The following is a 21,764-nucleotide window of genomic DNA, read 5'->3' on the forward strand; positions in this document are numbered from 1 at the left end:
AACCCCCGCACCGACATTCCCGTCATGCCCCCTCACCCTGTCCGGACGCGCTGTCCCATTGGCCCCGACCCGGCCGCGCGACCGGACTACGATCGATGTTTTGTCTTGAAGGTCTGTCATTTCTGGAGGATGCCGAAGCATGCCTGAATGGCCCGGTTGGGAACCGATCATCATCGCCGCCGCCATCATGGTGGTGGCCCTCGTGGCGGCCGTCGCGCTCCGCATGTTCGCGAAGCGGCTGACGGCCCGCGCCGAGGACACCCGCTGGGCGTGGGACGACCTGGCCGCGCGTCTCCTGTACGACCTGGCGCTCCCGCTCAGCGTGCTCGGCGGCGCCTGGCTCGCGGCGAACGCGCTGCCCCTCCACCACGGGACGATGGTCGCGACGGGACGCGTCCTGACCGCCGCGACCGTCTTCGTCGTGTCGCTGGCGCTGGCCCGCCTGGTCGCCGGCATCATCGCCTCGGTCGCGCTGATCCGCCAGGGCACCGCCGCGAACGTCACCATCTTCACCAACATCAGCAAGGTCCTCGTGCTCGGCGTCGGCGTCCTGGTGATGCTGCAGAGCCTCGGCGTCTCCATCACGCCCCTGCTCGGCGCCCTGGGCGTCGGTGGTCTGGCCGTCGCGCTCGCCTTGCAGGACACCCTGGCCAACCTGTTCGCCGGCGTCCACGTCCTGGCGTCCAGGACGATGGAACCGGGCGACTACATCAAGCTCAGCAGCGGCCAGGAGGGCTACGTCGTCGACATCAACTGGCGCAACACCTCCATCCGCACCCTCTCGGACAACATCGAGGTCATCCCGAACGCCACCTTCTCCAAGACCATCCTCACCAACTACCACCGCCCCGCGCAGGACATGTCCCTGCTCATCCAGGCGAGCTGCGCGTACGACGCCGACCTGGACCACGTCGAGAAGGTGGTCATCGAGGTCGGCCACGAGGTCATGGCCGAGGTCGAGGGCGGAGTGAAGGACGCCCTGCCGGTCGTCCGCTTCCACACCTTCGACGACTCCCGCATCCACTTCACCGTCATCCTCCGCACCGTCGAGTTCGGCGACCAGTTCCGGATCAAGCACGAGTTCGTGAAGCGCCTGCACCGCCGCTTCCGCCTGGAGGGCATCGAGATGCCCCCGCCCACCCGCAAGATCCTCCTCCCCGACTCCTTCCCCCGGCCGACCTCCACCCACCAGTCCGACTAGCCCCCACGGCGGGGCAGAAGCCCCCTCACCTGCATGCGCGCACGCAGGTGGACGGGGCTTGGTCGTGAGCGCCTCCGCGGGGACGCCGGGTGGGCCTGGGGTCAGGGCCGGACGGCGGGGACGAGGATGTTGTCGACGAGTTCGATGAGGAACTCGTCGGTGAGGCCTTCCGAGTCGAGGGTGCAGCGGTACATCACCATGGCGGGCCCGACCTCGGCGCACATGGACGTGGCGGCGGACGCGCGGACGTCGCCGCGTTCCACGCCGCGTTCCAGCGCGGTGAGGAGTTGTCGCTTGAGCGGGTTGATGACTCGTTCCCGGACGACGTCGCGCATCAGGTCCTTGGACTGCTCTCCGTCCTGTTTGAGCATCTGGAAGGCCGTGCCCCGGGTGGCGTCGACGATGCGCTGGTAGCAGCGCATCAATTCCAGGAGGTCGTCGCGGACGTTGTCGTGGACGGGCACGTCCGCGGGCACCGGCAGGACGTGCTCGAGCGCGTCCGCGATCAGCTCCTCCTTGCCGGACCATCGGCGGTAGAGCGCGGCCTTGCCCGTGTGCGCCGCGGCCGCGACCCCCTCCATGGTCAGCCGGAGGTAGCCGACCTCGGCCAGCTGGTCGAGCGCGGCGTTCAGGATCGCGCTCTCCAGGGCCTCACCACGCCGACGCGTCGGAGTGCTCACCGTTCCCACCTTCCGATTCGCTTCGCGGCCGATGGTACGGCCCGCCACACGGGCACCGGGCCGGGCGGTGCGGGGTGAGAACGGGGAACGGAAATAGTGAACGCGAGCGTTCCCTTTGAGGGGCGCGGGTGGTACGTTCGGCGCATAGTGAACATTGCCGTTCCTTAATTCTGGCCCTTGGAGGTCGTTGTGTCGACTGCTCCGGGCGGACGGGTGGAGGCCGGGGAGGACCCGAAGGTCTCCTCGCCGCATCCGTCGCCCGACACCCCCCATCATCCCGGACTCGTTCTCGCGGTGATCGTCGGCTGCCAGCTCATGGTCGGGGTCGACACCTCGGTCGTCACCATCGCCCTGCCGGACATCCGCGGCGCGCTCGACCTGTCCACCGGTGGTCTCGCCTGGGTGCAGAACGCCTACACGCTCGCGTTCGGCGGACTCCTGCTGCTCGGCGGGCGGTCGGGCGACATCATGGGCCGCCGCCGCGCGTTCGTCGCCGGGATCGGGCTCTTCACGCTGGCCTCGCTGCTCGGCGGCGTCGCGACGAACGGCCCGGTGCTGATCGCCGCCCGGGCGACGCAGGGCGTCGGTGCGGCGCTCGCCGCGCCCAGCGCCATGGCGCTGATCGCCACGCTGTTCACCGGCGCCGCCCGCGTGCGCGCCCTCGGCATCTCGTCGGCGGTGACCGGGGTGGGCGGCGCGCTGGGCATGCTCCTCGGCGGCCTGCTCACGGACCTGTCCTCGTGGCGGCTGGTGTTCTTCATCAACCTTCCCATCGGAGTGCTCATCGCGTTGGCGGCGCCCCGGGTGCTCACCGAGACCCCGCGCCGCGCCGTCGGGATCGACATCGCCGGCGCGGTGACCGGCACGGTCGGACTGACCGCGCTCGTGTACGGCCTCATCCGCACCGGCTCGGACGGCTGGCATGACGTCCGGGCGCTGGGCTCGTTGGGCGCGGCCGTCGTGTCGTTCGTCGTGTTCGTGCTGGTCGAGGCGCGGGTTCCGAACCCGCTCGTCCCGCTGAGGCTGCTGACCGACCGGCGGCGCGCGGGATCGTTCGCCGCGCTGGCGACGCTGGTCTCCGGAATGTTCGGCGGGTTCTTCTTCCTCACCCAGTACTTCCAGCAGAACCTCGGGTACGGGCCACTGGAGGCCGGGGTCGCGTTCCTGCCGATCGTCGGCACCCAGTTCGCGGTGGTGCGCGCCGCGCCGCGCCTGCTCGCACGGTTCGGGGCATGCGCCCTCGTGACGACCGGCACGCTTCTGGTGGCCGCCGCCCTGCTCTGGCTGACCACGCTCGACCCGCACCCGGGGTACGCGGCCGGGCTGCTCGGCCCGTTCCTGCTGTACGGCGCGGGCGGCGGTCTGTCCGTGATGCCGCTGATGGCGACCATCCTCTCCAGCGTGGCGCCCGAGGACTCGGGAGCGGCCGCCGGTGTCGCGCAGACCGTGCTGTGGTCGGGCGCCAGCCTCGGAGTGTCCGTCATGGTGACGGTCTTCGGCGCCGTGGCGAAGCACTCCGGCGGACCCGCCTCCACCGACGCGCTCTCCAAGACGTTCGGTACCGGTGCCGCCTTCGCCCTGCTCGCGTCGCTCATCGCCTACTCCACCCTCCGCTCGGCACGGCCGTCGAGCCGGCCCGACACCTGATCGGACCGGCACCGGCGCCCCACCAGGAACGCGCCGGTGCCTCCATCGTGCCGACCCCGGCCCGTCGGGAGAAAGCCGAACCGCGTTCTGTGGACAACCCGCTCGCGCGGCAACTATCGAACGCTCTGACCTGCGCGGACGTGCCCGGGAGTTCAGGCTCCCGGCTCGGGTGATGAGTCAGGGCTTCGCGGGGTGTCGCCGGAGTCGGAGTCGAATTCGAGGTGCGGAGGTGCTCATGCGCGCGGGGCGGAGGTGCTCATGCGCGCGGGGCGGAGGTGCTCATGCGCGCGGGGCGGAGGTGCTCATGCGCGCGGGTCGCGGCCGTTCGGAGGACGGTCCGCGGGGCCGCTCGTGGACAGGTCCGGCGTCGTCATGCGGCTGCCGATGCTGTCCTTCCGGTAGCTCAGGTGCTTCTCCAGGGCCACGAGGGAACCGCGGTCGGGGAAGGTGTGGAAGCGCACGTCGTCGGCCAGGGCGCGCATGATCTGGAGGCCGCGTCCCGACTCGGCGGTGAGCTCCGCGGGGGCGCCCGCCGCTTCGAGGGCCTGCGCGTCCACGCCCTGCCCGGAGTCGATCACCCGGATCTCGCAGCGCTCGTCCACGATGGTCGCGCGCACCGTGTAGTCGTCGCCCGCGCGGGCGTGCCGGATCACGTTGGTGCACGCCTCGGTCAGCATCAGCTCGATGTCGCCGCAGATCGTCTCGTCCACGCCGAGGGCGGCCAGCGACGCGTCGAGCAGGCGCCGGGCCGCCGGAACGCTCGTGCTGTCCCCGGGCAGCCGCAGCTCAAGGGTGATCTCCACGTCCTTCAACGCCTCCCGCGCGCCGGCTGGACGTATCGGTTGTCCTGGGCCTGCCCTGTGCGCGGGCCCCAAACCTGTCCCAGCGTCCACACAGTCCATACGGTCCCATCAGAAGGACACCGCATGGGGGACCGCCACTCCGGAACGGGGTCGTCAGGACGAACGCGTGGACGGCGCCCCCGGGCGCGGTCCGGTAGGCCAGTCACCCCGTTCGACCAGGCGGAGCACGAGTGCGGCGATGTTCCAGGCGTCGTCGGCACCGCTGTGGTGCCGTCCTTCCAGGGGGAGCTTGGCGTGCTTGAGCGCGCCCGCCATGCCGAGCTTCTGCGGCAGGCGATGCGATTCGGACCACAGGGCCTTGGTGTTCACATGGCGCCGACCGAACGGGTAGCGGACGCCGACCGCCGCCGTCTGCCGCTCGAACTGCTTCCGGTCGTAGTCGCCCCAGCTGGCCCACGCGCGCGTGTGAGTGAGGTGCTCGCGTTCCAGCAGCGCGCATGCCTCGCGGAACGAGATGCCGGTGTTGACCTCGTCCTGGGTGAGGCCGGTCAGCTGGGTGCAGAACTCGCTCACGCGCGAACGCTCGGGCCGGACCAGGATCCGGTGCTTCTCGACGCGCTCGCGGGTGAGGAGGTCCACGACGGACAGGCCGACCTCGATGATCTCGTTGACCTGGTCTTTCGGCCGGGTGCCCTCCCAGCAGGTGGCCTCGATGTCGACCACGTTCAAGAAGCGTCCGAAATCCTCCATGCGCGGCACCGTAACGGGGGTGAATGCCCTTCGCGACCGGTTTATCTGCGTCGTGCGATCACACCGCGGTGGTCATGTGGTCGCCGCGACGGAATCGTTCAGCCGCGCAGCCGCATCGGTGCGTACGACTCGACGTACTCCTGCCCGGACAGCTTCTGGATCGCCTGCATGACCTGGTCGGTCGCGAACCGGACGTCCTCGCGGTTCCGTTCCGTGCCGGTGAACTCCAGCGGCTCGCCGAACCGGACCTCGACGCGGCCCGGCTTCGGAAGCTTCTGCCCGCGCGGCTGGACGCGATCGGTGCCGAGGATGCCGACCGGGACGACAGGGGCGCCCGTCCGCAGCGCGAGCCGTCCGACGCCGGTGTGGCCCCGGTAGAGGCGTCCGTCGGGGGAGCGCGTGCCCTCGGGGTGCAGGGCGAACACCTCCCCGCGCCGCAGGACGTCCGCGGACGCGTCCATCGCCGCCACCGCGGCCCGCCCGCCCGCGCGGTCCACGGCGATCGCCCCGACGCCGCGGAAGCACGCCGCCTGCGCCCGTCCCAGCCTGCCCGGACGCGTGAAGTACTCGTGTTTGCCCAGGAAGAACACCTGTCGCGGGACGACCAGGGGCAGCACGAGCGAGTCCCACACCGCCAGATGGTTGGCCGCCAGGATGACCGGTCCGGACCGCGGCACATGGTGCAACCCCGTCACCTGTGGCCGGAACGCGACCCGCAGGGCGGGTCCGAGAAGAACGTGCTTCGCGAGCGGGTAGACAAGGCGTTCGGGGTCCATGCCCGAAACGCTAGGTTCTGTCCGCGAGGCCCTGCCCTGGCGGTGGCTTACAAGTCGACAGCGGGTGTTTTTGTACGTTTCAACACTTGCGTGCGCCTGTTCGTGGAAGAACGCCCGGTAGCCGCCTCGAACGTGACACCTGAGGAGAAGCTGAACGCCGCCATCGAGCGGCCCCGGCCACCAGAACCAGGCTGCGCCGACCGCGAAATCCAGGCAGACAACGAATGCGAAGACCGAGTCGGTGCGCATGTCCTCGGCCATGCGCACCGACTCGGTCCCTGGTTCACCACACGTGCTCGCCTCGTGCACGCCCGCGCGATGGTTCAGACCCCGGCGCTGGCCCTGTTGGCGCGTTGCTGGCGGATGGCCTTGCGGAGTCCCGGGGCAGCCGGTCCGCTGCGGGCGGTCAGCTCGGCGATCCGGGCTCGGCGTCGCCGGTTCTCCGCCCTCGGGACGACCGTCCGGACCTCGCCCGCCGCGGCCAGCGCGACCGCCGCCGCGTCCAGGCTGTTCACGTGGGCGACCGGGGTGCCGCGCAGCGCCGAGTTCGTGCCGCCCGACAGCGCTTTCAGCACGCGCGGGTCGCGGAGTTCGATCCCCGTGGTGGGGAAGACCAGCAGTGTGCGGCGCGGACGCAGCCGGATCCAGCCGCCGCTCTCCAGCTCGTCCCGGACGGTCCGGACCATCGCGCGCGCGTCCTTGCGCACCCAGTGATGCCACGGCCGCGGCCGGGTGGCGCCGATCTGCGCGACGACGCCGTACGGGTCCGGTCCGGGCGTCCCGGGGACGGGCCTGCCGCGCTCCTCGCCGAGCCGTCCGTCCAGGTAGAGCTCGGTGAGCGCGGCGGCCCGCAGGACGAAGCCGAGGTGTTCGCCGCGCCGTGCGAGGCGCTGCTTGCGCGTGTCGTAGGCCAGCAGGAACATCCGCTGGGGCAGGGATTCCGGGATCTCGACCATCTGACTCGACCTCTACTCTCCGGCCGGGTCCCCCGAGGGTTCCCCGGCCGTCTCGGCGGTGTCCTCACCGCCGTCGTCGTCCTTGGCCGGGCGTCCCGGCCTCCGCATCCGCCCCGCGTCCTTCGGCATCCGGCCCGCGTCCAGGAGGGCGCGGCGGAGCAGGAACTCGATCTGGGCGTTGGTGCTGCGCAACTCGTCCGCCGCCCACCGCGTCAGCGCGTCGTGCACGGCGGGATCGAGCCGCAGGAGGATCTTCTTGCGCTCGGTGGCCACGGGTTACTGGTACAGGGAGCCGGTGTTCACGACCGGCTGGGCGTCGCGGTCGGCGCACAGCACGACCAGCAGGTTGCTGACCATCGCGGCCTTGCGCTCCTCGTCCAGCTCGACCACGTGCTCCTCGTCGAGCTTGGTCAGCGCCTGCCGGACCATGCCGACCGCTCCCTCGACGATCCGCTGCCGGGCCGCGACGACCGCGCCGGCCTGCTGGCGGCGGAGCATGGCCTGGGCGATCTCCGGGGCGTACGCGAGCCGCGTGATCCGGGACTCGACGATCTTCACTCCGGCGGACGACACCCGCAGCGCGATCTCCTGCGACAGCTGCCCGGTGATCTCGTCGGCGTTCTCGCGCAGCGAGGTGCGGTCGGACGCGTCGTAGGGGAAGGCGCCCGCGATGTGCCGGACGGCGGCCTCGGTCTGGAACGCCACGAACTCGACGAAGTCGTCCACCTCGAACACGGCGCGCGCGGTGTCCTCGACCTGCCAGACGACGACCGCCGAGATGTCGATGGGGTTGCCGTCCAGGTCGTTGACCTTGGCCAGGCCGGTCTCGTGGTTGCGGATCCGGGTGGAGACCCGGCGGCGCGCGGTGATCGGGTTCACCCAGCGCAGGCCGTCGGTGCGGACCGTCCCGCTGTAGCGGCCGAGCACCTGCAGCACCCGCGCCTCGCCCGGTGCGACCGGCGTCAGGCCCGCCGCGATCACCAGGCCCGCGAGGAGGACCAGGATCCCGGCGGCGGCCGCGATCACCGATCCCGTGCCCTGGGAGGCGACCCCGCCGGCGAACGCGCCGGCCCCGGCCAGGATCACCACCAGGGCGAGCCCTGCCATCGGCCATCCGTTCATGTCGCGGGCCGGCCGCTCGGCGACCTTCGGGCGGGGCATCTCGACCTGTGCTGTTTCCATCGCTCCTCCTTGGCTATGGCATCAATCTAGCAAAGTGATATCACTTTTCCAAGTGGAGGAGGCGCCGACGGCCCGCCGAAGCGGGCCGGACGAGCGGTCTCACCAGGTCAGCGGGCCGTCTCGAGCTCCGCCTCGGCCCCCCCGCCGTCACCGGCGTCCTCCTCGATGACCTTCGGGACGGACCGCAGCGTCACCAGCGCGGCCGCCGCGACGAGCGCCGCGAACCCGGCGCTGCACGCCAGGGCGGCGTGCATGCCGTCGCTGTAGGCGCCCCGCGCCAGGTCCGTGACCTGCGCGCCGAGCCGCGCCGGGAGGGAGGCCGCGACGTGCAGCGCGGCGGGCAGCGAGTCGCGGACGGCGTGCGCGGCCGGGGCGGAGAGCCCGTCCGGGACGGCGATCCGGTCGCGGTACACCGCGGTCAGGACGCTGCCCAGGATCGCCATCCCGAGCGCCCCGCCCAGCTCGGTCGCCGTCTCGGAGATCGCGGACGCGGCCCCCGACCGCTCCTTCGGCACGGACGCGAGGACGGTGTCGCCGGTGACCGTCAGCGCCATGCCCATCCCGACCCCGGACATCGCCATCGGCAGGATCAGCACCCAGTAGGACGTTCCGGCGTCGACCAGCGTGAACGAGGCGAACGCCGCGGCCGCAACCGCCAGCCCGACGGCCACCGTCCGGGCCCGTCCGGCCGCGTTGATGAGCGGCGGGGCCAGCACCGCGCCGCCGACCATCGCGGCGGCCGCGCCGGGCAGCCCGGCGAGCCCGGACCGCAGCGGCGACCAGCCGAACACCATCTGGAAGAAGATCGAGAAGATGAGGCTCTGCGCGATCAGGGCGAACATCGCGAACATGTTCGTCACGATCGCCCCGGTGAACGCCGGGCGGCGGAACAGGCGCATGTCGATCAGCGGGTGCGCGACGGTCAGCTGGCGCCGGACGAACAGGCCCAGGGCCACCAGGCCGACGGCCAGCGCGACGCCGATGCGGGCGTGCGCGATCCCGTGCGCGGCCGCCTCCTTGATCGCGTACACCGGCCCGAGGACGCCGATCACCGACAGGGGGACGCTCGGCAGGTCCGGCCGCCCCGGGTTCGGGTTCCGCGACTCCGGCAGGATCAGCAGGCCCGCGACCAGCGCCACGAGCATCACCGGCACGTTGATCAGGAACACCGACCCCCACCAGAAGTGGTTCAGCAGCGCCCCGCCGAGCAGCGGACCGAGCCCGACCGCCAGGCCGCCGACGCCCATGAACATGCCGACGGCCATCGTCCGCTCCTTCGGCTGGACGAACACGCGCCGCACCAGCGACAGCCCGGACGGCATCAGCGTCGCCCCGGCCGCGCCCAGCACCGCCCGCGCCGCGATCAGCCACTCGGCGGACGGCGCGTACGCGGTCGCGGCGGACGCGGCGGCGAACAGCGCGACGCCGCTCATGAGCACCCGCTTGTGCCCGAGCCGGTCACCGAGGACGCCCATCGTGACGAGCAGGCCGGCCAGCGCGAACCCGTACGCGTCCGCGATCCAGAGGATCTGCGTGGACGACGGGCGCAGGTCCTCGGACAGCTTCGGAACCGCCTGGTTCAGCGCCGTCATGTCGATGTTGGGCACGAGGGCCATGAGGGCGCAGACCCCGAACGTGCCCCACTTGCGTGCGTTGGTGATTTCCATGGCCGAACCTTCGGCCGCGGCCCTCACCACGCGCGCACCATCCACGCACCGTCCGCGCACCGTTCCGGCGCGCGCGCTCGGCTCGGGCGGCTAGTCGGCCAGTGCGGTGGTCCTGGCGTCCTCGGGGGACAGGGCGGCGCCTCGCTGGTAAAGCCTCTCGAACGCCTCGTCCCCGATGGCCGCGCGGACACCGGCCTCGATACGGATCAGGTCAGGGTCGCCGGCCGCCCGCACACCGGCCAGTGACGTGGACGTCCCGACCAGCAACGCCGCGCCCTCGGCGTCCCCTTCTGCGAGGGCGACCCCTGCCAGACCGAGCGCGGCGCCCGCCCGGTGCATGAAGATCGGATGGTCGAACGACAGGGACAACGCCTCGCGGTGCAGTTCCCGCGCGCGCACGAGGTCGCACTCGCTTTCGGCGATCCAGCCCAGGCCCGACTTCGCGGCGGCCTTCGTCGCAATGGCGATGAAACGTTCGGACACGAATCCGTTCAGCGCCGTTTCGAACAGCCTCCGTGCCTCGGCAAGGTCGCCGCTCAGGCGCGCCACCTGCCCGAGGCCATGGAACGCGGCGGCGGTCTTGTCCGGAGTCCCGGCGCGCTGGCTGAGCTCGCGCGCGCTCTCCAGGTCGGCGTGCGCCGCGGCGAGGTCGCCGCTGTGCAGGTGCACCTCGCCGCGCCGGGACAGCAGATCGGACGTGTCCTCCAACGCGCCGAGGTCCCGGGTCATGGTCAGAGCCTCGTTCAGCAGTCCCAGCGCCCGCTCGCGGTCACCGAGCCGGTCGGCGATGAACGCCTGCGGGTCCAGGGAGTTCGCGACGCCCCAGCGGTCACCGAGCGCGCGGAACCCGTCGACGGCCGCCGCACAGGCGGCCTCGGCCGCGACCAGCTCGCCGCGGAACTGCAGCATGTACCCGTCGCTCATCTTGACCAGCGCCAACGTCCACGGTTCGTCCCCGACCCAGTCGGCGTACGGAGGCAGGGCGTCCGGATCGGGGCCCGCGGTCAGCGCCCACAACACCATCAAGGACGGCCACCGCAGCCGGTGGCGGATGCTGTTGACCAGCGTCGTCGCCCTTTCCAGCCAGACCGCCGTGCGCGGGCCGGAAGCCCCTGCCGTCACCGCGTTGGCGACGCACAGGACGTACTCCTCGTCCAAGTCGGACGGGACGTCCGAGCCGATCTGGTCCAGAAGCTCCTCGATCAGAGGTGCGGCGTCCACCCGGCCGCGGAGCCACCAGTACCAGGACAGGGCCGCGGTCAGGTGCATCGCGCATTGGCGATCGTCCCGAACCGCCTGCCGCAGGGCGGCATGCAGGTTGCCGTGCTCGTCGCTCAGGCGCGCCAACCATTCCAGCTGGTCGTGCCCGCGCAGTTCGGTGTCGGCGCGCTTGGCCAGGTCGAGGAAGTAACGAAGGTGCGAAGCCCGGATCCCGGACGTCTCGCCGGCCTCGTCCAGCCGCTCGACGCAGAACGCCCGGATCGTCTCGAGCATCTGGAACCGCACGCCGTCGGACGTCCGGACCAGCGACTTCTCGGCGAGCCCCTCGAGCAGCCACTCGGCGTCCGGGACGTCGCAGACCGCCTCCGCCGTCTCCCGCGTCCAGCCGCCGGAGAAGACCGACAGCCGCCGCGCGAGAGTGCGCTCGTCGTCGTCCAGCAGGTCCCAGCTCCACCCGACGACGGCGCGGAGCGTCTGGTGCCGGGGCGCGGCGGCCCGGTTCCCGCGCGACAGCAGCCGGAAACGGTCGTCCAGCCGCGCCGCGACCTCGGCCACAGGCAGCGCCCGCAGCCGTGCCGCCGCGAGTTCGATCGCCAGCGGCAGGCCGTCCAGTGCGGCGCAGATCCGGCGGACGTCGCCCGCGTTCTCCTCGTCCACCACGAAGCCCGGACGGACCGCCTCCGCCCGTTCCATGAAGAGCCGCACGGCTGCGAAGTCGGTCGCCTCGTGCGCGTGCGCGTCCTCAGGAGGCAACGGCAGCGGCGGAATCGGGCACAACACCTCGCCGGTCACCCCGAGCGCCTCACGACTGGTCGTCAGCACCCGAAGCTCCGGGCAGGACGTCAGCAGCAGGTGCGCCAGCCGTGCCACCTCCTCCACGACCTGCTCACAGTTGTCCAGGACGAGCAGGACGCGTCGTGCCGCCAGCCCCGCCACCAGCCGCTCGACAGGGTCGGAGACCTGGTCGTCCCGTCGCATCCCGAGCGCGCCGACCAGCGCCGGAGCCACTTCCTTGTCCATCCCGGACGTGGCCAGCTCGACGAAGCAGACCTCGCCCTCCTGCCGCGTGGCCGCTTCCACGGCGAGACGCGTCTTGCCCGCGCCGCCGGGCCCGAGCAGCGTCACCAGCCGTCCGCTCGCGAGCATCTCCCCGATGCGCCGCAGTTCGTCGTCCCTGCCCACGAAGCTGGTCAGCTGCGAAGGGATCGTTCTGACGGGCGCAGGCAGTTCGACCTTGGCCGCCACCGGCGCGTCCCTCGGGGCGGTGCTCGGAGCGGGCTTTTCGAGGTCGCCGCGCAAGATCGCCACATGCAGGTCAGCCAGTTCGCCGGACGGATCGGCCCCCAGCTCCTCGGCCAAGACCTGCCGTGCGTTCTCGTAGACCTCGAGTGCCTCGGCCTGCCGCCCGGTTCCGTAGAGCGCGCGCATGAGCAGCCCTCGTGCGCGCTCGCGAAGCGGAGACGTCTCGACGACCTGCCGAAGCCGCTCCACAGCCGCCCCCGGCATGCCCGCCGCGACCTGAGCGTCCGCCAGGTCCTCGACGGCGGCGACGCGCGCCTCCTCCAGCCGCGCCGCCTGCCCCTCGGCGAAAGGCGAGTCCCGGACGTCGGCGAGAGCGGGTCCGCGCCACAGACCGAGTGCCTCCTCCAGCAGCTCGGCGGCCCGGGCCGCCTCACCGCCGCCGAGCGCACGCCGTCCGTCCCGGGCCAGCTCGGCGAACCGCGACGCGTCCACCTGCGCGCCGGGGACATTCAGCCGGTACCCCGCCGGATGCCCCTCGACCAGGGACGCGTCCCGCAGTCCGCGCCGCAGCCGCGACACCTGCGACTGCAGCGCGTTGACCGCCCCGGCGGGCGCGTCCTCGCCGTACAGGCCGTCGATCAGGTGCTCGGCCGTGACGACGCGTCCGGCCGAAAGGGCCAGCATCGCCAGTAGCGCGCGCACACGAGGCCCGCCTACGGCCACGCTCTCCTCGCCGAGCCGAGCCTCGACCGGCCCCAGGACACCGAACTCCATACGGGCAAGTCTCCCGTATCGGACGCGTGCTAGGGAGCGACCTCGACTTCCGAAACCGGCTGTGCCACCTCCAGGGGGCGAACTCGATGCCGGGGGAGCGCCAGATAGGACAACCCGAGACCGGCGATGCTGAGCACCGCTCCCGCGAGCCCGGTCCAACGCGGCCCAATATCTGAGACGACGAGCCCGCCGACCACCGATCCCAAAGCGATTCCGATGTTGAACGCCGCGACGTTCACCGAGATGGCCAGCGTGGGCGCCTTGCCCGCGTGCTTCAGCAACAGGCTCTGCAGAGTCGGCGTGGTGGACGAGGCCAACAGCCCGAACACCAGCACAGCCGCCACCGCACCGACCTTCCACGGCAGCGCCAGCGCCACCACCACCAGCGCGACGGCCAGCCCGCCGAACGTCCCGCGCACCGTCATCGCCAGAGACCGGTCAGCGAACCGTCCAGCGGCCAGCCCTCCCACCAGGCTGCCGAGGCCGTACACGACCAGCAGCCCCGAAACGGCCGCCGCGCCGAACCCGGTGACCTCCCGCAACGACGGCGCCAGATAGGTGAACACGCTCGACACGGCCGCCATCCCGACCGCCGTCGTGGCCACCACCAGCAGAACCGGCCGCGAGACCACCGTCCGGACCTCGTCCCGGACCCGTGTCCCGCCGCTCTCGCCACGCGGCAGCAGAACCCCCAGCGCGACCGCCATGACCAGCGCCAGGCCCGCGAGCAGCGCGAACGGGGCCCGCCACCCGGCGCCCTCCCCGATCAGCACCCCGAGCGGGACCCCCAGCAAGGTCGCGACCGAGAACCCGGCCGCCACCCCCGCGATCGCCGACCCGACCCGCTCGGGCCGCACGACCCGGGTGGTCAGCATCAACGCCAGCGTCAGGAACGCCGCGTGGCTCAGCGACGCCACCACCCGTCCCACGATCAGCACCCAGTAGGACGGCGCGACCGCGCACAACGCGTTCCCCGCCGCGAACACCACCAGCAACCCGACCGCCAGCACCCGCCGCGGGACCCGCACCGTCGCCGCGGTCAGCAGCGGACCGCCCAGAACGACGCCCAGCGCGTAGGCCGTCACCGCCTGACCGGCCGCCGCCACCGAGACTCCCAGGTCGGAGGCCATCTGCGGCAGCAACCCCGCCACCAGGTACTCCGACGTCCCCACCACGAAAACGCTCGCGCCCAAGGCCGCGAGCAGCACGAAGATCCTGCTCATGCCTCGGAAGGTAGAGTCTGACACCCATGTGAGAGTCAAGGGAGCGTCCATGCGCATCGGCGAGCTGTCCCGCCGCACCGAGGTCCCCGTCCGCCTGCTCCGCTACTACGAGGAGCAGGGCCTTCTGACCCCCACCCGCCTCCCCAGCGGCTACCGCGAGTACGACCCGCAGGACGTCCAGGCCGTCCGCCGCATCCGCTCCTTGCTGGCCGCCGGCCTCAACACGGCGACCATCGCCACCGTCCTGCCCTGCCTGGAGGGCGACCCCGACCGCCTCGTCCCGATCTGCGACGACCTCGTCGCCGACCTCCTCCGCGAACGGGCCCGCATGACCTCCGCCATCGAGGCCCTCGAAATCTCCCGGCACCTCCTCGACACCGTCATCACCGCCGCCGGCCCCGCCTGACCAGGCCCGACCGCGTCAGAACAGCACGCCCAGGTTCTTGGAGAGCACGACCGACTGGTTCAGCATGATCCTGCGCTCGAAGATCCGGAGCCCGTCGCTCGTGCGCCGGAACCGGTCGGCCCGGCTGCCCGCGTAGGTGTCCTCCTCGTCCTCGTGCCTGTTGCGGTTGAGCAGGAAGCGCGACGTCACCGCGAAATCCCCGGTCTCCGGGTCGGGTGCTCCGACCATCACGTTGGTGACCAGCCGCACCGTCCGTGACGGCGGTTCCTCCGCCCACGCCGACCCCGTCCGCAGCTTGCGGACGCGCGCCTCGAGGAACGGCTTGTCGTCGTCGAACAGGGCCAGGGCCTGCTCCGACTCCCGTGTCTCGCCGTCCTTCGACGGCAGGTTGAGGCGGATCGGCATGACGTACCGCAGGTCGTCGGCGAACAACTCCAGCCACGCGTCGAACTCGTGCCGGTCGAGCAGGTCGGCCTCCCGAAAGAGGAACTGCTCGACCTCGTGCTGGAGGAGCAGCCGGTCGAGCGCGGCCTCCGGAAGCAGCGTCGTCATGGCGCCACCACCTGCGCGTCGACCGAGCCTCCTGCCGTCCCGATCCCGGGACGCGCGCCGTCCCGGAACTCGGCCGGATGCGGCACCGCCATCAACTCCGACCACCTCTCGTAGAAGCAGCGCTGGTTGGCCTCGCTGTACACGTCGTCGACGCTCCCGGGGAAATCCGGAAACGACGCCTGAGGGACGCGCTCGTGGCCCATCCGGTAGTGCAGCGGCAGCCCTCGCGCGATGAAGCCGTCACCGGAACCGGCGCTGTAGTGCCACTGCTCCCCGTCGTCCTGCTCCCACGTTCCGGACGGGCCGAAATGACGCTGGTAGTCCAGGAGCAGGGCGCGCCGGACGGCCGGAGGGGCGCTCGCGGGAACGACCGCCCAGGAGTACACCTCCATCGCGTCCGGCCCCTTGGGATGCCAGATCCGCAGGTTGGACCGGATGAACAGCAGGGACAGGTTGGGGAAGACGTTGCCGTGGAAGAACACGGCGTCCCTGGCCCGGGGCCTGCCGAGATGCCGCTCGGCGCGGTCGGCCAGCCCGGCCATCCACTCGCAGACCTCCTCCGAGAACCCGGCGGTGCGCCAGTAGTCGAACCCGTCGAGTCCGCCGATCCCGTGCCCACCGGACATGGCCACCTGGAACCCGGTCGTGGGCATCGGAGCCTCATCGCTGCGGCCCGGCTCGGCGAGCACGGCCGACAGGTGCGTGGAGGCGACGTGGTAGGTGTCCCCGGCGAACTGCTCGGCGGCCAGCTTCCAGTTGCCGCGCATCCGCCACTTGTGGACGCCGGGAACCATCACGGCGCCCTGCCCGTCCGGATCGAGCAGGACGTCGAGGAAGTAGGTCACGTCGCCGAGATACTCGCGCAGAGGCGGAATCTCGGTGTCCCACGTCCCGAAGACCAGCCCTTTGTAGGTCTCCACCCGCGGGACCGCCGCCAGCCCCCATTCCGAACGGTCAAGTCGCTCCCCGTAGGCGGCCCTCTCCTCGGGCACCGCTATCAGCGTCCCATCGGTTCCGTAGGACCAGCCGTGATAGGGACACGTGAACGCCTTGGCGTTCCCGGAGTCGTACCGGCAGACCCGCATGCCCCGGTGGCGACAGGAATTCAGCAACACCCGGTAAGTGCCGTCACGCTGCCGGGTGACGATGACCGGGTCCGCGCCCATAAAGGTCGTGAAGAAATCGCCCGCCCGCCCGAACTGGGTCTCGTGGGCCAGGAAGAGCCAGCTCCGGGCGAACACGCGTCCGAGTTCCTGCTGGTAGAGCGCGGGGTCCGAGAAGACCGCCCGGTCGACGAGCGTCCGCTCGCCATCGACGAATGCCCTGCCTTGCCGCGGATCCATGCGAACTCCGTCCCCTGCGCGACCCGAGAACAACGGCCGCCCGCCAACCTCGATCCGGCGCGGACCGGCGGCCCCGTCATCCCGGAACGCGCCCGACGGCCGTGGGCTCGCAGGTCGGCTTTCTCGATGCGTATACTACCCTTAGTAGTGGCCTATATGCGATATGTAGTGATGTGCTTGGGGGCACGATGGCCGAGCAAATCCAGGGCGATCCGCCGCGAGAGGCGCCCGAAGGCGTGAAGCTGCTACTCACCCGCACCGCCGTCCGCCAGTTCACCGACCAGCCCGTCGCCGACGACCTCGTGACCCTGATGACCGAGGCGATGGTGGCCGCGCCATCGGCCTCCAACCGGCAGGCGTGGGCCTTCGTCGTCGTCCGCGACCCGCGCACGCTCCGCCTGGTCAGGGCCTTCGCGCCGGGCATCATCGCGCCGCCCACGATGATCGTCGCCGCCTGCTTCGACCGTCCCCGCGCGACCCTGGACGGCGGCGAGGGCGCCGACGAGGGCCTGCTGTGCCTCGCGATGGCGGTCCAGAACCTCCTGCTCTCCGCCCACGCCCTCGGCCTGGGCGGCTGCCCGGTCGCCAGCTTCCGCGAGGAGCCGATCCGCCTGATCCTCGGCCTGCCCGCGCACATCGAGCCCGTCCTGCTCGTCCCCGTCGGGCATCCCGCCCGCCGCAACCCGCACGCCGCCCGACGCGATGCGAACGAGGTGATCCACCATGAGTGCTGGAACGGATCGTGAGATCGGCGAAGAGCTTCTCCTGCTGACCGCCTACCTGCTCAGCAGCGGCCGCGGCCTGTTCGACGAACCCCGCGCCTACGGCCCCCTACGCTGCGCCGACGCCGCCCGCCGCGCCCTGGCCCTGGCCGAACAATCCGGAATCGACAACGAGGAGGTCCACGCCATCCGCACCCGGCTCGACGACGTCGTCCAGGGCGCCATGGGCGAGACCCAACTGGACGACCTGCTCGATCACCTCTGCGAACGAATGGCGACCGTCCTCCACGACTCAGACCTCATTACTCCCACCCAAACCTGACCTACCACCAGAGAGAAGCCCAGCAAGAAACTCCCGCGTCTCGGGATCACTGGCGTAGAGCACCGTGCCCGACATCCCTCGCGTGAGCAGCACCTTGTAGATGTTCCGGATGTGCTGGTCCACCTGGCTGTCGGAGACGCTCTTCTTCGCGAGCACAGGATCCCGGTTCTCCTCCCGGACGGTCACCAGCCGTCCGTTCCGAGCGATCAGATCAGGACCGATCACCACGCCCGACCAGTCGTACTCGAAACCCTGCGCCGTGTAGACGCACCCGATCTGGCCGAACCCGCCGTCCTTGGTCGCCCACAGGGCGCTCGGCGGGGCCTGGCCCACGGCCCGGTCGCCCTTGACGTTCCACGGACGCGCCCAGTCACCGATCTCGACGTCCGGCACCAGGGTGTCGTCCTTGCGCGGATTGCTCCACGGCCAGCAGTAACCCGCCGAGATCCGCGCGGTGCCACCGGCGCGCGTCCTCTCCCGTAGAACCGTCTCCAACTCGGCGGGCGATTCCGCCACGACGACCTCGAAGCCACGGTCCCCGGTCCAGGGCTGCGGCTCGGCCTCCTCGTCGCTCAGGCCGAGCAGATCCAGCACCCACCGCTCGTACTTCGCGCTGCCGCCGCAACGCCACTGCCCGTCCAGGTCGACCTGGTCCACCCGGAACCCGAGGTTGCGCGCGTGACTCCGGATGGCCTCGACCGTCCCGGTCTCGCCGGGCTTCACCACCTGGTGCTCGTCCAGCAGGAAGACCGGCACCCGCGCGGCCGCGATCAGCTCGTCCACCTGCGGCCGGCCGGTCCGTTGCCCCGCGCGCGTGAACCGGTTCTCGGACGTCTCCCTGATGCGGTGCGCCTCGTCGCAGATCAGGACGTCGAGCTCGTTCTTCTCCGCGTCCATGAAGCTGTTGAAGTACATGAAGAACTCCTGGAGCCGCCGGTCGCCCTTGCCGACGTGCTTCCGCATCGTCTGCGTGAACGAGCGCGACCCGGTGGCGTGCAGCACCGAACGCCCCTGCCGGTTCAGCTCGCCCAGCAGCGACAGCGCGATCACGCTCTTACCGCTTCCTGGTCCGCCCGTGATGACGACGACGCGCTTGGTGTCCGACCGGAACGCCTTCCGCACCGCGTGCATCACCATCTCGTAGGCCACCCGCTGCTCGTCCAGCAGGACGAACTGCTCCCGGTTCCTGATCTCCTCGGCCGCGACCTCCATGAGCTTCCTGGACGGCGCGATCCTGCTGTCGAGCAGCCGGTCGGCGGCCCCGGCACCGGGCTCCGGCGCGAACTGGGCGCGCAGGTAGTCCAGGAACGCGCCACGCCGCGTCTTGGTGAACATCCGCGTCCGCTCGTCCTGGACGAGATCGAACAGGTCGTCCACGTCGCGGTCCTCGGCGTTGTGGAGATAGGCCACGCCACGCACCGACTCCGGCTCGTCGTGGACGGCGCCGACGGAGTCCGTGATCGCGTCGCAGTAGTCCCGAACCTGCGACAGCGGATGCTGCGCCGCCCGCGTGTACCCGGGGACGACGACGAGCTTCTCGTTCTCCTCGAACAGCTCGGCCCGGCTCCACTGCTTCAGCTCGACGACCACGTAGAGGTCGCGGCCCGTCCGCCGGTCCATCCCGGCGAGCACGACGTCGGCGCGCTTGTTGCTGCGCGGCATCTGGTACTCGACGAGCATCTCGACCTTGCCGAGGCCCGCGTCCACCAGGTCGCGGGCGAGCACCGGAAGGCTGCGCCGCCAGGACTTCCGTTCGGCCTCACCCGCCCCACGCCCCGTCATCGTTCTCAGGTGGTCGTTGATGACACCGACGAACTGTCGCTCGATGGGTGACACGAGCAGGCTTTCGGGGGACGTGCGGAAGGCCGTCGTCACGAACCAGCTCCCAGGCAGCACGAATTCCTCGTGCGGCGTGGGAGCGTGTCCGCCGACCGTCCCCAGGGACGTTCAGCGGAAGCCCGTCGGGCCGCTAACGCTTACGCGAAGAGATTATCGGTGGATCATGACGTTCCGGTATGCCGAAGCGGAGGAGCTTTACGCGCGGAACCCCGGTACGTCTCGGCGTCGTAGCGCAGCGCGCCCTCCGCCATCTTGTCGGCCGCGGCCTCCAGCAGGTCGACGCCCAGAACGTCGGCCAGCCTCGTCAGGTAGGCGAACACGTCGCCCAACTCGGCACGGACCCGCGCGCCCGCCTCCGGATCGTCCATCACCCGGACGCTCTGCTCGGGCGTGAGCCACTGCAACTCGGCGACCAGCTCACCGACCTCACCCGAGAGCGCCATCGCCAGATTCTTGGGCGTATGGAACTGCTCCCAGTCCCGCTCGGCGGCGAACTCCCGCAGTCGCCCGGCCAGCTCCTCGATGCTCTCCATCGAATCAGGCTAGTGGCCCTGGCCGACCGGGCACGGAACACGGGACCCGCCCGCCCCCGAACGCTTCAGTGATCACGTCACCGCGGGGGCGGCCGAGCGCTGCGATTCGCTCGCCCGCCATTCGAGGGCCTCCGGGGTCTCCGTGTACTCGAGCAGATGATTCCCCGCGAGACGCTCCAGCGCCTCGCGCACGTCCGCCGGTGTCGCGTAGAAGAACTCGCGGCGCTGGTTCACCCGGTTGACGCGCTTCGCCGCGAACTCCTGGTGAAGCCGGTTCTCCAGACCCACCGCGTCCTCACTGAAGATCAGCGCGTGGACGTCGAAACGGAACGGCACCGAGGCGTCGCCGAGCTCCCGGACGCGGTCCATCGGCTCCAGCCGCCGCGTGAGCCCGATCTTCACCACCCTCTCGCCGAACGCGCCGACGTTGGAGATGACGTACACGTAGCCCGCCCGGACATTCGCCTCCCGGCTCTCCACACTGGTGATGGCCGATTCCACGTCGGCGAGCTTGGCCTCCAGGTCGGCCGCGCCGCCCTCGTCGCCCTTGGCGCGCAGGCGGTCCAGGACGGAGACGACGTGCGAACGCTCCTTGAGCAACCGCGCCTTCTCCTTTTCGAACTCCCGCTGGGCCTTCTCCTCCTCGCGCCGGCGCTCCCGCTCCGCACGGACGCGCTCCTTCTCCTCCTCGACCTTCGCCAGGTGGTCGGCGGTGAGCGCCAGCTCCCGGACGCGCAGCGTGCGGTACTCCTGGGTGATCCGGATGCGCATCGTCCTGCCCAGCCGCTCGATGGTCTGCGCGGACTTCTCCAGCCGGGTGATCGAGGACTCCAGCTTGTACGGACGCATCGTCCGGACGAGGTTGTCGGCCTCGGCGTTGAACGCGCGCAGCATGAGTCTGGACTGCTCGCGCACCATCTTGCGTCCCTCCGTGGCGGAGCCGTTGACCGTCCAGGAGGTGTCGCCGTCCACCGCGCGGTCGGCCCGGACCATCGCCTTGACGGAGTCCTTCAGCCGTGCGAGCTCGGCCTTGTAGGCGACGGCGTCGGCGAGTGGGTGGCGGTACTCGTACAGTCCGGCCTCTTGGAGCAGTGCCACGTCCTCGGTCTCGACGATGGTTCGGCGCGCCTGGGCGAGTTGTGCGCTCTCCTCGACCAACTGCTGCCGGAGCGCGGTGGCCTCACCCCGGAGCCGCTCGATCTCCGAGGTGATCTGCCATGCCTCGAGTCCTCCCAGCCGGGCCAGCTCCTGCCGCAAGCGACTGTTCTCGGCCTCCAGGTCCTCGATGCGCTGCTTCTTGCCGAACACCGGCGCCTTGGCGGCCTGCGCGTGCGGGGGAGGCGCCATGTGCGGTGTTGCCGGGACCGGCATCTGCGGTGGCGGTGTCGTGGGGACGTCCGGGATCCAGAACCGCCAGTTCTGCGGCGGCGGCGGCCAGCTGGGATCCGGGTGCCAGCCTGTCGGCGGAATCCAGCCGGGCGGCGGCGGTGGCCACGTCGGTGGAGGGTTGTACCGCCAGCCCGCGGGCGCGGGCGGGCCGCCGGTGGGTGGCGTGGGGCGGTCATGGGGGTGCATGGGGGCTCCAGGGAGTCTGCGGTGCGAGGGAGGGAGCAGGGCTCCGAACCGGTGCCCAGGGGCTCGGTGTCAGCCGCGGTCTCATGTGGCGGTCATGCGGAACCGCTGTCCGGTTCACCTGGTCCGGCCACGGTTCCCCGGCGCAGCGGCCGAGTGGGGGACTAGGACGTCCGAGGAGGAGGGATCCAAGCTCGGATCGCGAAAGCGGCGGACGGGCTGAGCGTGGATCGTGTTCGCCGACGCGTTCACGTGGTCGGCGTGTTCCAGTGCTCGCCCGATCTGTGCCACCGGCGCTCCCGTCCTGCGCGGGCGCGGTGTGAGTAGCGCCCTGACAGGTGCGACGTGTGAGT

20 protein-coding genes are annotated in these 21,764 nt (G+C 71.1%); 5 read left to right on the forward strand and 15 right to left on the reverse strand.

The features are described from left to right. The first annotated feature begins 139 nt into the window (after positions 1 to 139). Positions 140 to 1,201 carry a mechanosensitive ion channel family protein gene (locus EBO15_RS13155; RefSeq protein ID WP_122194650.1) on the forward strand — a complete coding sequence of 354 codons (1,062 nt, stop codon included), beginning with the start codon at positions 140 to 142 and terminating at the stop codon, positions 1,199 to 1,201. A gap of 101 nt (positions 1,202 to 1,302) precedes the next feature. Here EBO15_RS13155 and EBO15_RS13160 read toward each other — a convergent pair whose 3' ends face one another. Beyond that, complete coding sequence (locus EBO15_RS13160) at positions 1,303 to 1,881, reverse strand: TetR/AcrR family transcriptional regulator (RefSeq protein WP_158628213.1); 579 nt, start codon at positions 1,879 to 1,881, stop codon at positions 1,303 to 1,305. Positions 1,882 to 2,070: 189 nt separating this feature from the next. Here EBO15_RS13160 and EBO15_RS13165 point away from each other — a divergent pair, with 189 nt between their 5' ends. Further along, positions 2,071 to 3,528 carry an MFS transporter gene (locus EBO15_RS13165; protein WP_233616157.1) on the forward strand — a complete coding sequence of 486 codons (1,458 nt, stop codon included), beginning with the start codon at positions 2,071 to 2,073 and terminating at the stop codon, positions 3,526 to 3,528. A gap of 302 nt (positions 3,529 to 3,830) precedes the next feature. Here the strand turns inward: EBO15_RS13165 and EBO15_RS13170 are convergent, their stop codons facing one another. From EBO15_RS13170 to EBO15_RS13210, 9 genes are all read right to left on the reverse strand, one after another. Next, positions 3,831 to 4,331, reverse strand: a complete 501-nt coding sequence (locus EBO15_RS13170) for an ATP-binding protein (protein WP_158628214.1) — start codon at positions 4,329 to 4,331, stop codon at positions 3,831 to 3,833. A gap of 153 nt (positions 4,332 to 4,484) precedes the next feature. Beyond that, positions 4,485 to 5,081, reverse strand: a complete 597-nt coding sequence (locus EBO15_RS13175) for a 3'-5' exonuclease (protein ID WP_122194653.1) — start codon at positions 5,079 to 5,081, stop codon at positions 4,485 to 4,487. Positions 5,082 to 5,179: 98 nt separating this feature from the next. Continuing rightward, on the reverse strand, positions 5,180 to 5,857 hold the full coding sequence (locus EBO15_RS13180) for a lysophospholipid acyltransferase family protein (protein WP_122194654.1): 678 nt from the start codon (positions 5,855 to 5,857) through the stop codon (positions 5,180 to 5,182). A 323-nt stretch (positions 5,858 to 6,180) separates the two neighbouring features. After that, positions 6,181 to 6,813 (reverse strand): GOLPH3/VPS74 family protein, encoded by a 633-nt coding sequence (locus EBO15_RS13185; RefSeq protein ID WP_122194655.1) that lies wholly within the window; start codon positions 6,811 to 6,813, stop codon positions 6,181 to 6,183. A 12-nt stretch (positions 6,814 to 6,825) separates the two neighbouring features. Beyond that, positions 6,826 to 7,086 carry a hypothetical protein gene (locus EBO15_RS13190; RefSeq protein WP_122194656.1) on the reverse strand — a complete coding sequence of 87 codons (261 nt, stop codon included), beginning with the start codon at positions 7,084 to 7,086 and terminating at the stop codon, positions 6,826 to 6,828. A gap of 3 nt (positions 7,087 to 7,089) precedes the next feature. Beyond that, a complete protein-coding gene (locus EBO15_RS13195; RefSeq protein WP_122194657.1) occupies positions 7,090 to 7,995 on the reverse strand; it encodes an SPFH domain-containing protein in 906 nt (301 codons plus the stop codon). Positions 7,996 to 8,102: 107 nt separating this feature from the next. Then, positions 8,103 to 9,662, reverse strand: a complete 1,560-nt coding sequence (locus EBO15_RS13200) for an MFS transporter (RefSeq protein WP_122194658.1) — start codon at positions 9,660 to 9,662, stop codon at positions 8,103 to 8,105. A 90-nt stretch (positions 9,663 to 9,752) separates the two neighbouring features. Beyond that, entirely contained in the window at positions 9,753 to 12,899 is a 3,147-nt protein-coding gene (locus tag EBO15_RS13205; protein WP_122194659.1) for a BTAD domain-containing putative transcriptional regulator, read from the reverse strand. 29 nt (positions 12,900 to 12,928) lie between these two features. Continuing rightward, on the reverse strand, positions 12,929 to 14,122 hold the full coding sequence (locus EBO15_RS13210; protein ID WP_122194705.1) for an MFS transporter: 1,194 nt from the start codon (positions 14,120 to 14,122) through the stop codon (positions 12,929 to 12,931). A gap of 49 nt (positions 14,123 to 14,171) precedes the next feature. Between EBO15_RS13210 and EBO15_RS13215 the strand changes: the two genes are divergently transcribed. Further along, the gene (locus tag EBO15_RS13215; RefSeq protein ID WP_199744511.1) at positions 14,172 to 14,528 is read left to right on the forward strand and encodes a MerR family transcriptional regulator; all 357 of its coding nucleotides are present in this window, start codon (positions 14,172 to 14,174) and stop codon (positions 14,526 to 14,528) included. Between the two features lie 15 nt (positions 14,529 to 14,543). On the opposite strand, the gene EBO15_RS13220 is transcribed toward EBO15_RS13215, so the two are convergent. Together EBO15_RS13220 and EBO15_RS13225 are read right to left on the reverse strand one after the other, a co-directional pair. Then, the gene (locus EBO15_RS13220; RefSeq protein ID WP_122194660.1) at positions 14,544 to 15,080 is read right to left on the reverse strand and encodes an aromatic-ring-hydroxylating dioxygenase subunit beta; all 537 of its coding nucleotides are present in this window, start codon (positions 15,078 to 15,080) and stop codon (positions 14,544 to 14,546) included. Then, positions 15,077 to 16,423, reverse strand: coding sequence for an aromatic ring-hydroxylating oxygenase subunit alpha (locus tag EBO15_RS13225; RefSeq protein WP_122194661.1), 1,347 nt, complete (start codon positions 16,421 to 16,423; stop codon positions 15,077 to 15,079). The genes EBO15_RS13220 and EBO15_RS13225 overlap by 4 nt, the downstream gene beginning before the upstream one ends. A 188-nt stretch (positions 16,424 to 16,611) precedes the next feature. Here EBO15_RS13225 and EBO15_RS13230 point away from each other — a divergent pair, with 188 nt between their 5' ends. Both EBO15_RS13230 and EBO15_RS13235 read left to right on the forward strand, forming a co-directional pair. Beyond that, complete coding sequence (locus tag EBO15_RS13230; protein WP_122194662.1) at positions 16,612 to 17,169, forward strand: nitroreductase family protein; 558 nt, start codon at positions 16,612 to 16,614, stop codon at positions 17,167 to 17,169. Then, positions 17,147 to 17,467: a DUF6092 family protein gene (locus tag EBO15_RS13235; RefSeq protein ID WP_122194663.1), complete on the forward strand. Its 321-nt coding sequence runs from the start codon at positions 17,147 to 17,149 to the stop codon at positions 17,465 to 17,467. The genes EBO15_RS13230 and EBO15_RS13235 overlap by 23 nt, the downstream gene beginning before the upstream one ends. Here EBO15_RS13235 and EBO15_RS13240 read toward each other — a convergent pair. From EBO15_RS13240 to EBO15_RS13250, 3 genes are all read right to left on the reverse strand, one after another. Continuing rightward, the gene (locus tag EBO15_RS13240; RefSeq protein WP_233616158.1) at positions 17,438 to 19,342 is read right to left on the reverse strand and encodes a DUF2075 domain-containing protein; all 1,905 of its coding nucleotides are present in this window, start codon (positions 19,340 to 19,342) and stop codon (positions 17,438 to 17,440) included. The two genes, EBO15_RS13235 and EBO15_RS13240, sit on opposite strands and share 30 nt — an antisense overlap. Positions 19,343 to 19,467: 125 nt before the next feature. Beyond that, the gene (locus EBO15_RS13245; protein WP_122194664.1) at positions 19,468 to 19,839 is read right to left on the reverse strand and encodes a nucleotide pyrophosphohydrolase; all 372 of its coding nucleotides are present in this window, start codon (positions 19,837 to 19,839) and stop codon (positions 19,468 to 19,470) included. Between the two features lie 72 nt (positions 19,840 to 19,911). Continuing rightward, a complete protein-coding gene (locus EBO15_RS13250; RefSeq protein ID WP_122194665.1) occupies positions 19,912 to 21,414 on the reverse strand; it encodes a DUF4041 domain-containing protein in 1,503 nt (500 codons plus the stop codon). Positions 21,415 to 21,764: the final 350 nt, after the last annotated feature.

It is taken from the genome of Actinomadura harenae, assembly GCF_003696215.1.
GTDB lineage: Bacteria > Actinomycetota > Actinomycetes > Streptosporangiales > Streptosporangiaceae > Spirillospora > Spirillospora harenae.

What these genes read in the sequence shown, in the direction of transcription:
- EBO15_RS13210 (WP_122194705.1), bottom strand. Translation starts at nt 14,122, where the DNA reads ATGAGCAGGATCTTCGTGCTGCTCGCGGCCTTGGGCGCGAGCGTTTTC.
- EBO15_RS13200 (WP_122194658.1), bottom strand. Translation starts at nt 9,662, where the DNA reads ATGGAAATCACCAACGCACGCAAGTGGGGCACGTTCGGGGTCTGCGCC.
- EBO15_RS13220 (WP_122194660.1), bottom strand. Translation starts at nt 15,080, where the DNA reads ATGACGACGCTGCTTCCGGAGGCCGCGCTCGACCGGCTGCTCCTCCAG.
- EBO15_RS13180 (WP_122194654.1), bottom strand. Translation starts at nt 5,857, where the DNA reads ATGGACCCCGAACGCCTTGTCTACCCGCTCGCGAAGCACGTTCTTCTC.
- EBO15_RS13235 (WP_122194663.1), top strand. Translation starts at nt 17,147, where the DNA reads ATGAGTGCTGGAACGGATCGTGAGATCGGCGAAGAGCTTCTCCTGCTG.
- EBO15_RS13230 (WP_122194662.1), top strand. Translation starts at nt 16,612, where the DNA reads ATGGCCGAGCAAATCCAGGGCGATCCGCCGCGAGAGGCGCCCGAAGGC.
- EBO15_RS13205 (WP_122194659.1), bottom strand. Translation starts at nt 12,899, where the DNA reads ATGGAGTTCGGTGTCCTGGGGCCGGTCGAGGCTCGGCTCGGCGAGGAG.
- EBO15_RS13225 (WP_122194661.1), bottom strand. Translation starts at nt 16,423, where the DNA reads ATGGATCCGCGGCAAGGCAGGGCATTCGTCGATGGCGAGCGGACGCTC.
- EBO15_RS13185 (WP_122194655.1), bottom strand. Translation starts at nt 6,813, where the DNA reads ATGGTCGAGATCCCGGAATCCCTGCCCCAGCGGATGTTCCTGCTGGCC.
- EBO15_RS13155 (WP_122194650.1), top strand. Translation starts at nt 140, where the DNA reads ATGCCTGAATGGCCCGGTTGGGAACCGATCATCATCGCCGCCGCCATC.
- EBO15_RS13250 (WP_122194665.1), bottom strand. Translation starts at nt 21,414, where the DNA reads ATGCACCCCCATGACCGCCCCACGCCACCCACCGGCGGCCCGCCCGCG.
- EBO15_RS13195 (WP_122194657.1), bottom strand. Translation starts at nt 7,995, where the DNA reads ATGGAAACAGCACAGGTCGAGATGCCCCGCCCGAAGGTCGCCGAGCGG.
- EBO15_RS13245 (WP_122194664.1), bottom strand. Translation starts at nt 19,839, where the DNA reads ATGGAGAGCATCGAGGAGCTGGCCGGGCGACTGCGGGAGTTCGCCGCC.
- EBO15_RS13175 (WP_122194653.1), bottom strand. Translation starts at nt 5,081, where the DNA reads ATGGAGGATTTCGGACGCTTCTTGAACGTGGTCGACATCGAGGCCACC.
- EBO15_RS13215 (WP_199744511.1), top strand. Translation starts at nt 14,172, where the DNA reads ATGCGCATCGGCGAGCTGTCCCGCCGCACCGAGGTCCCCGTCCGCCTG.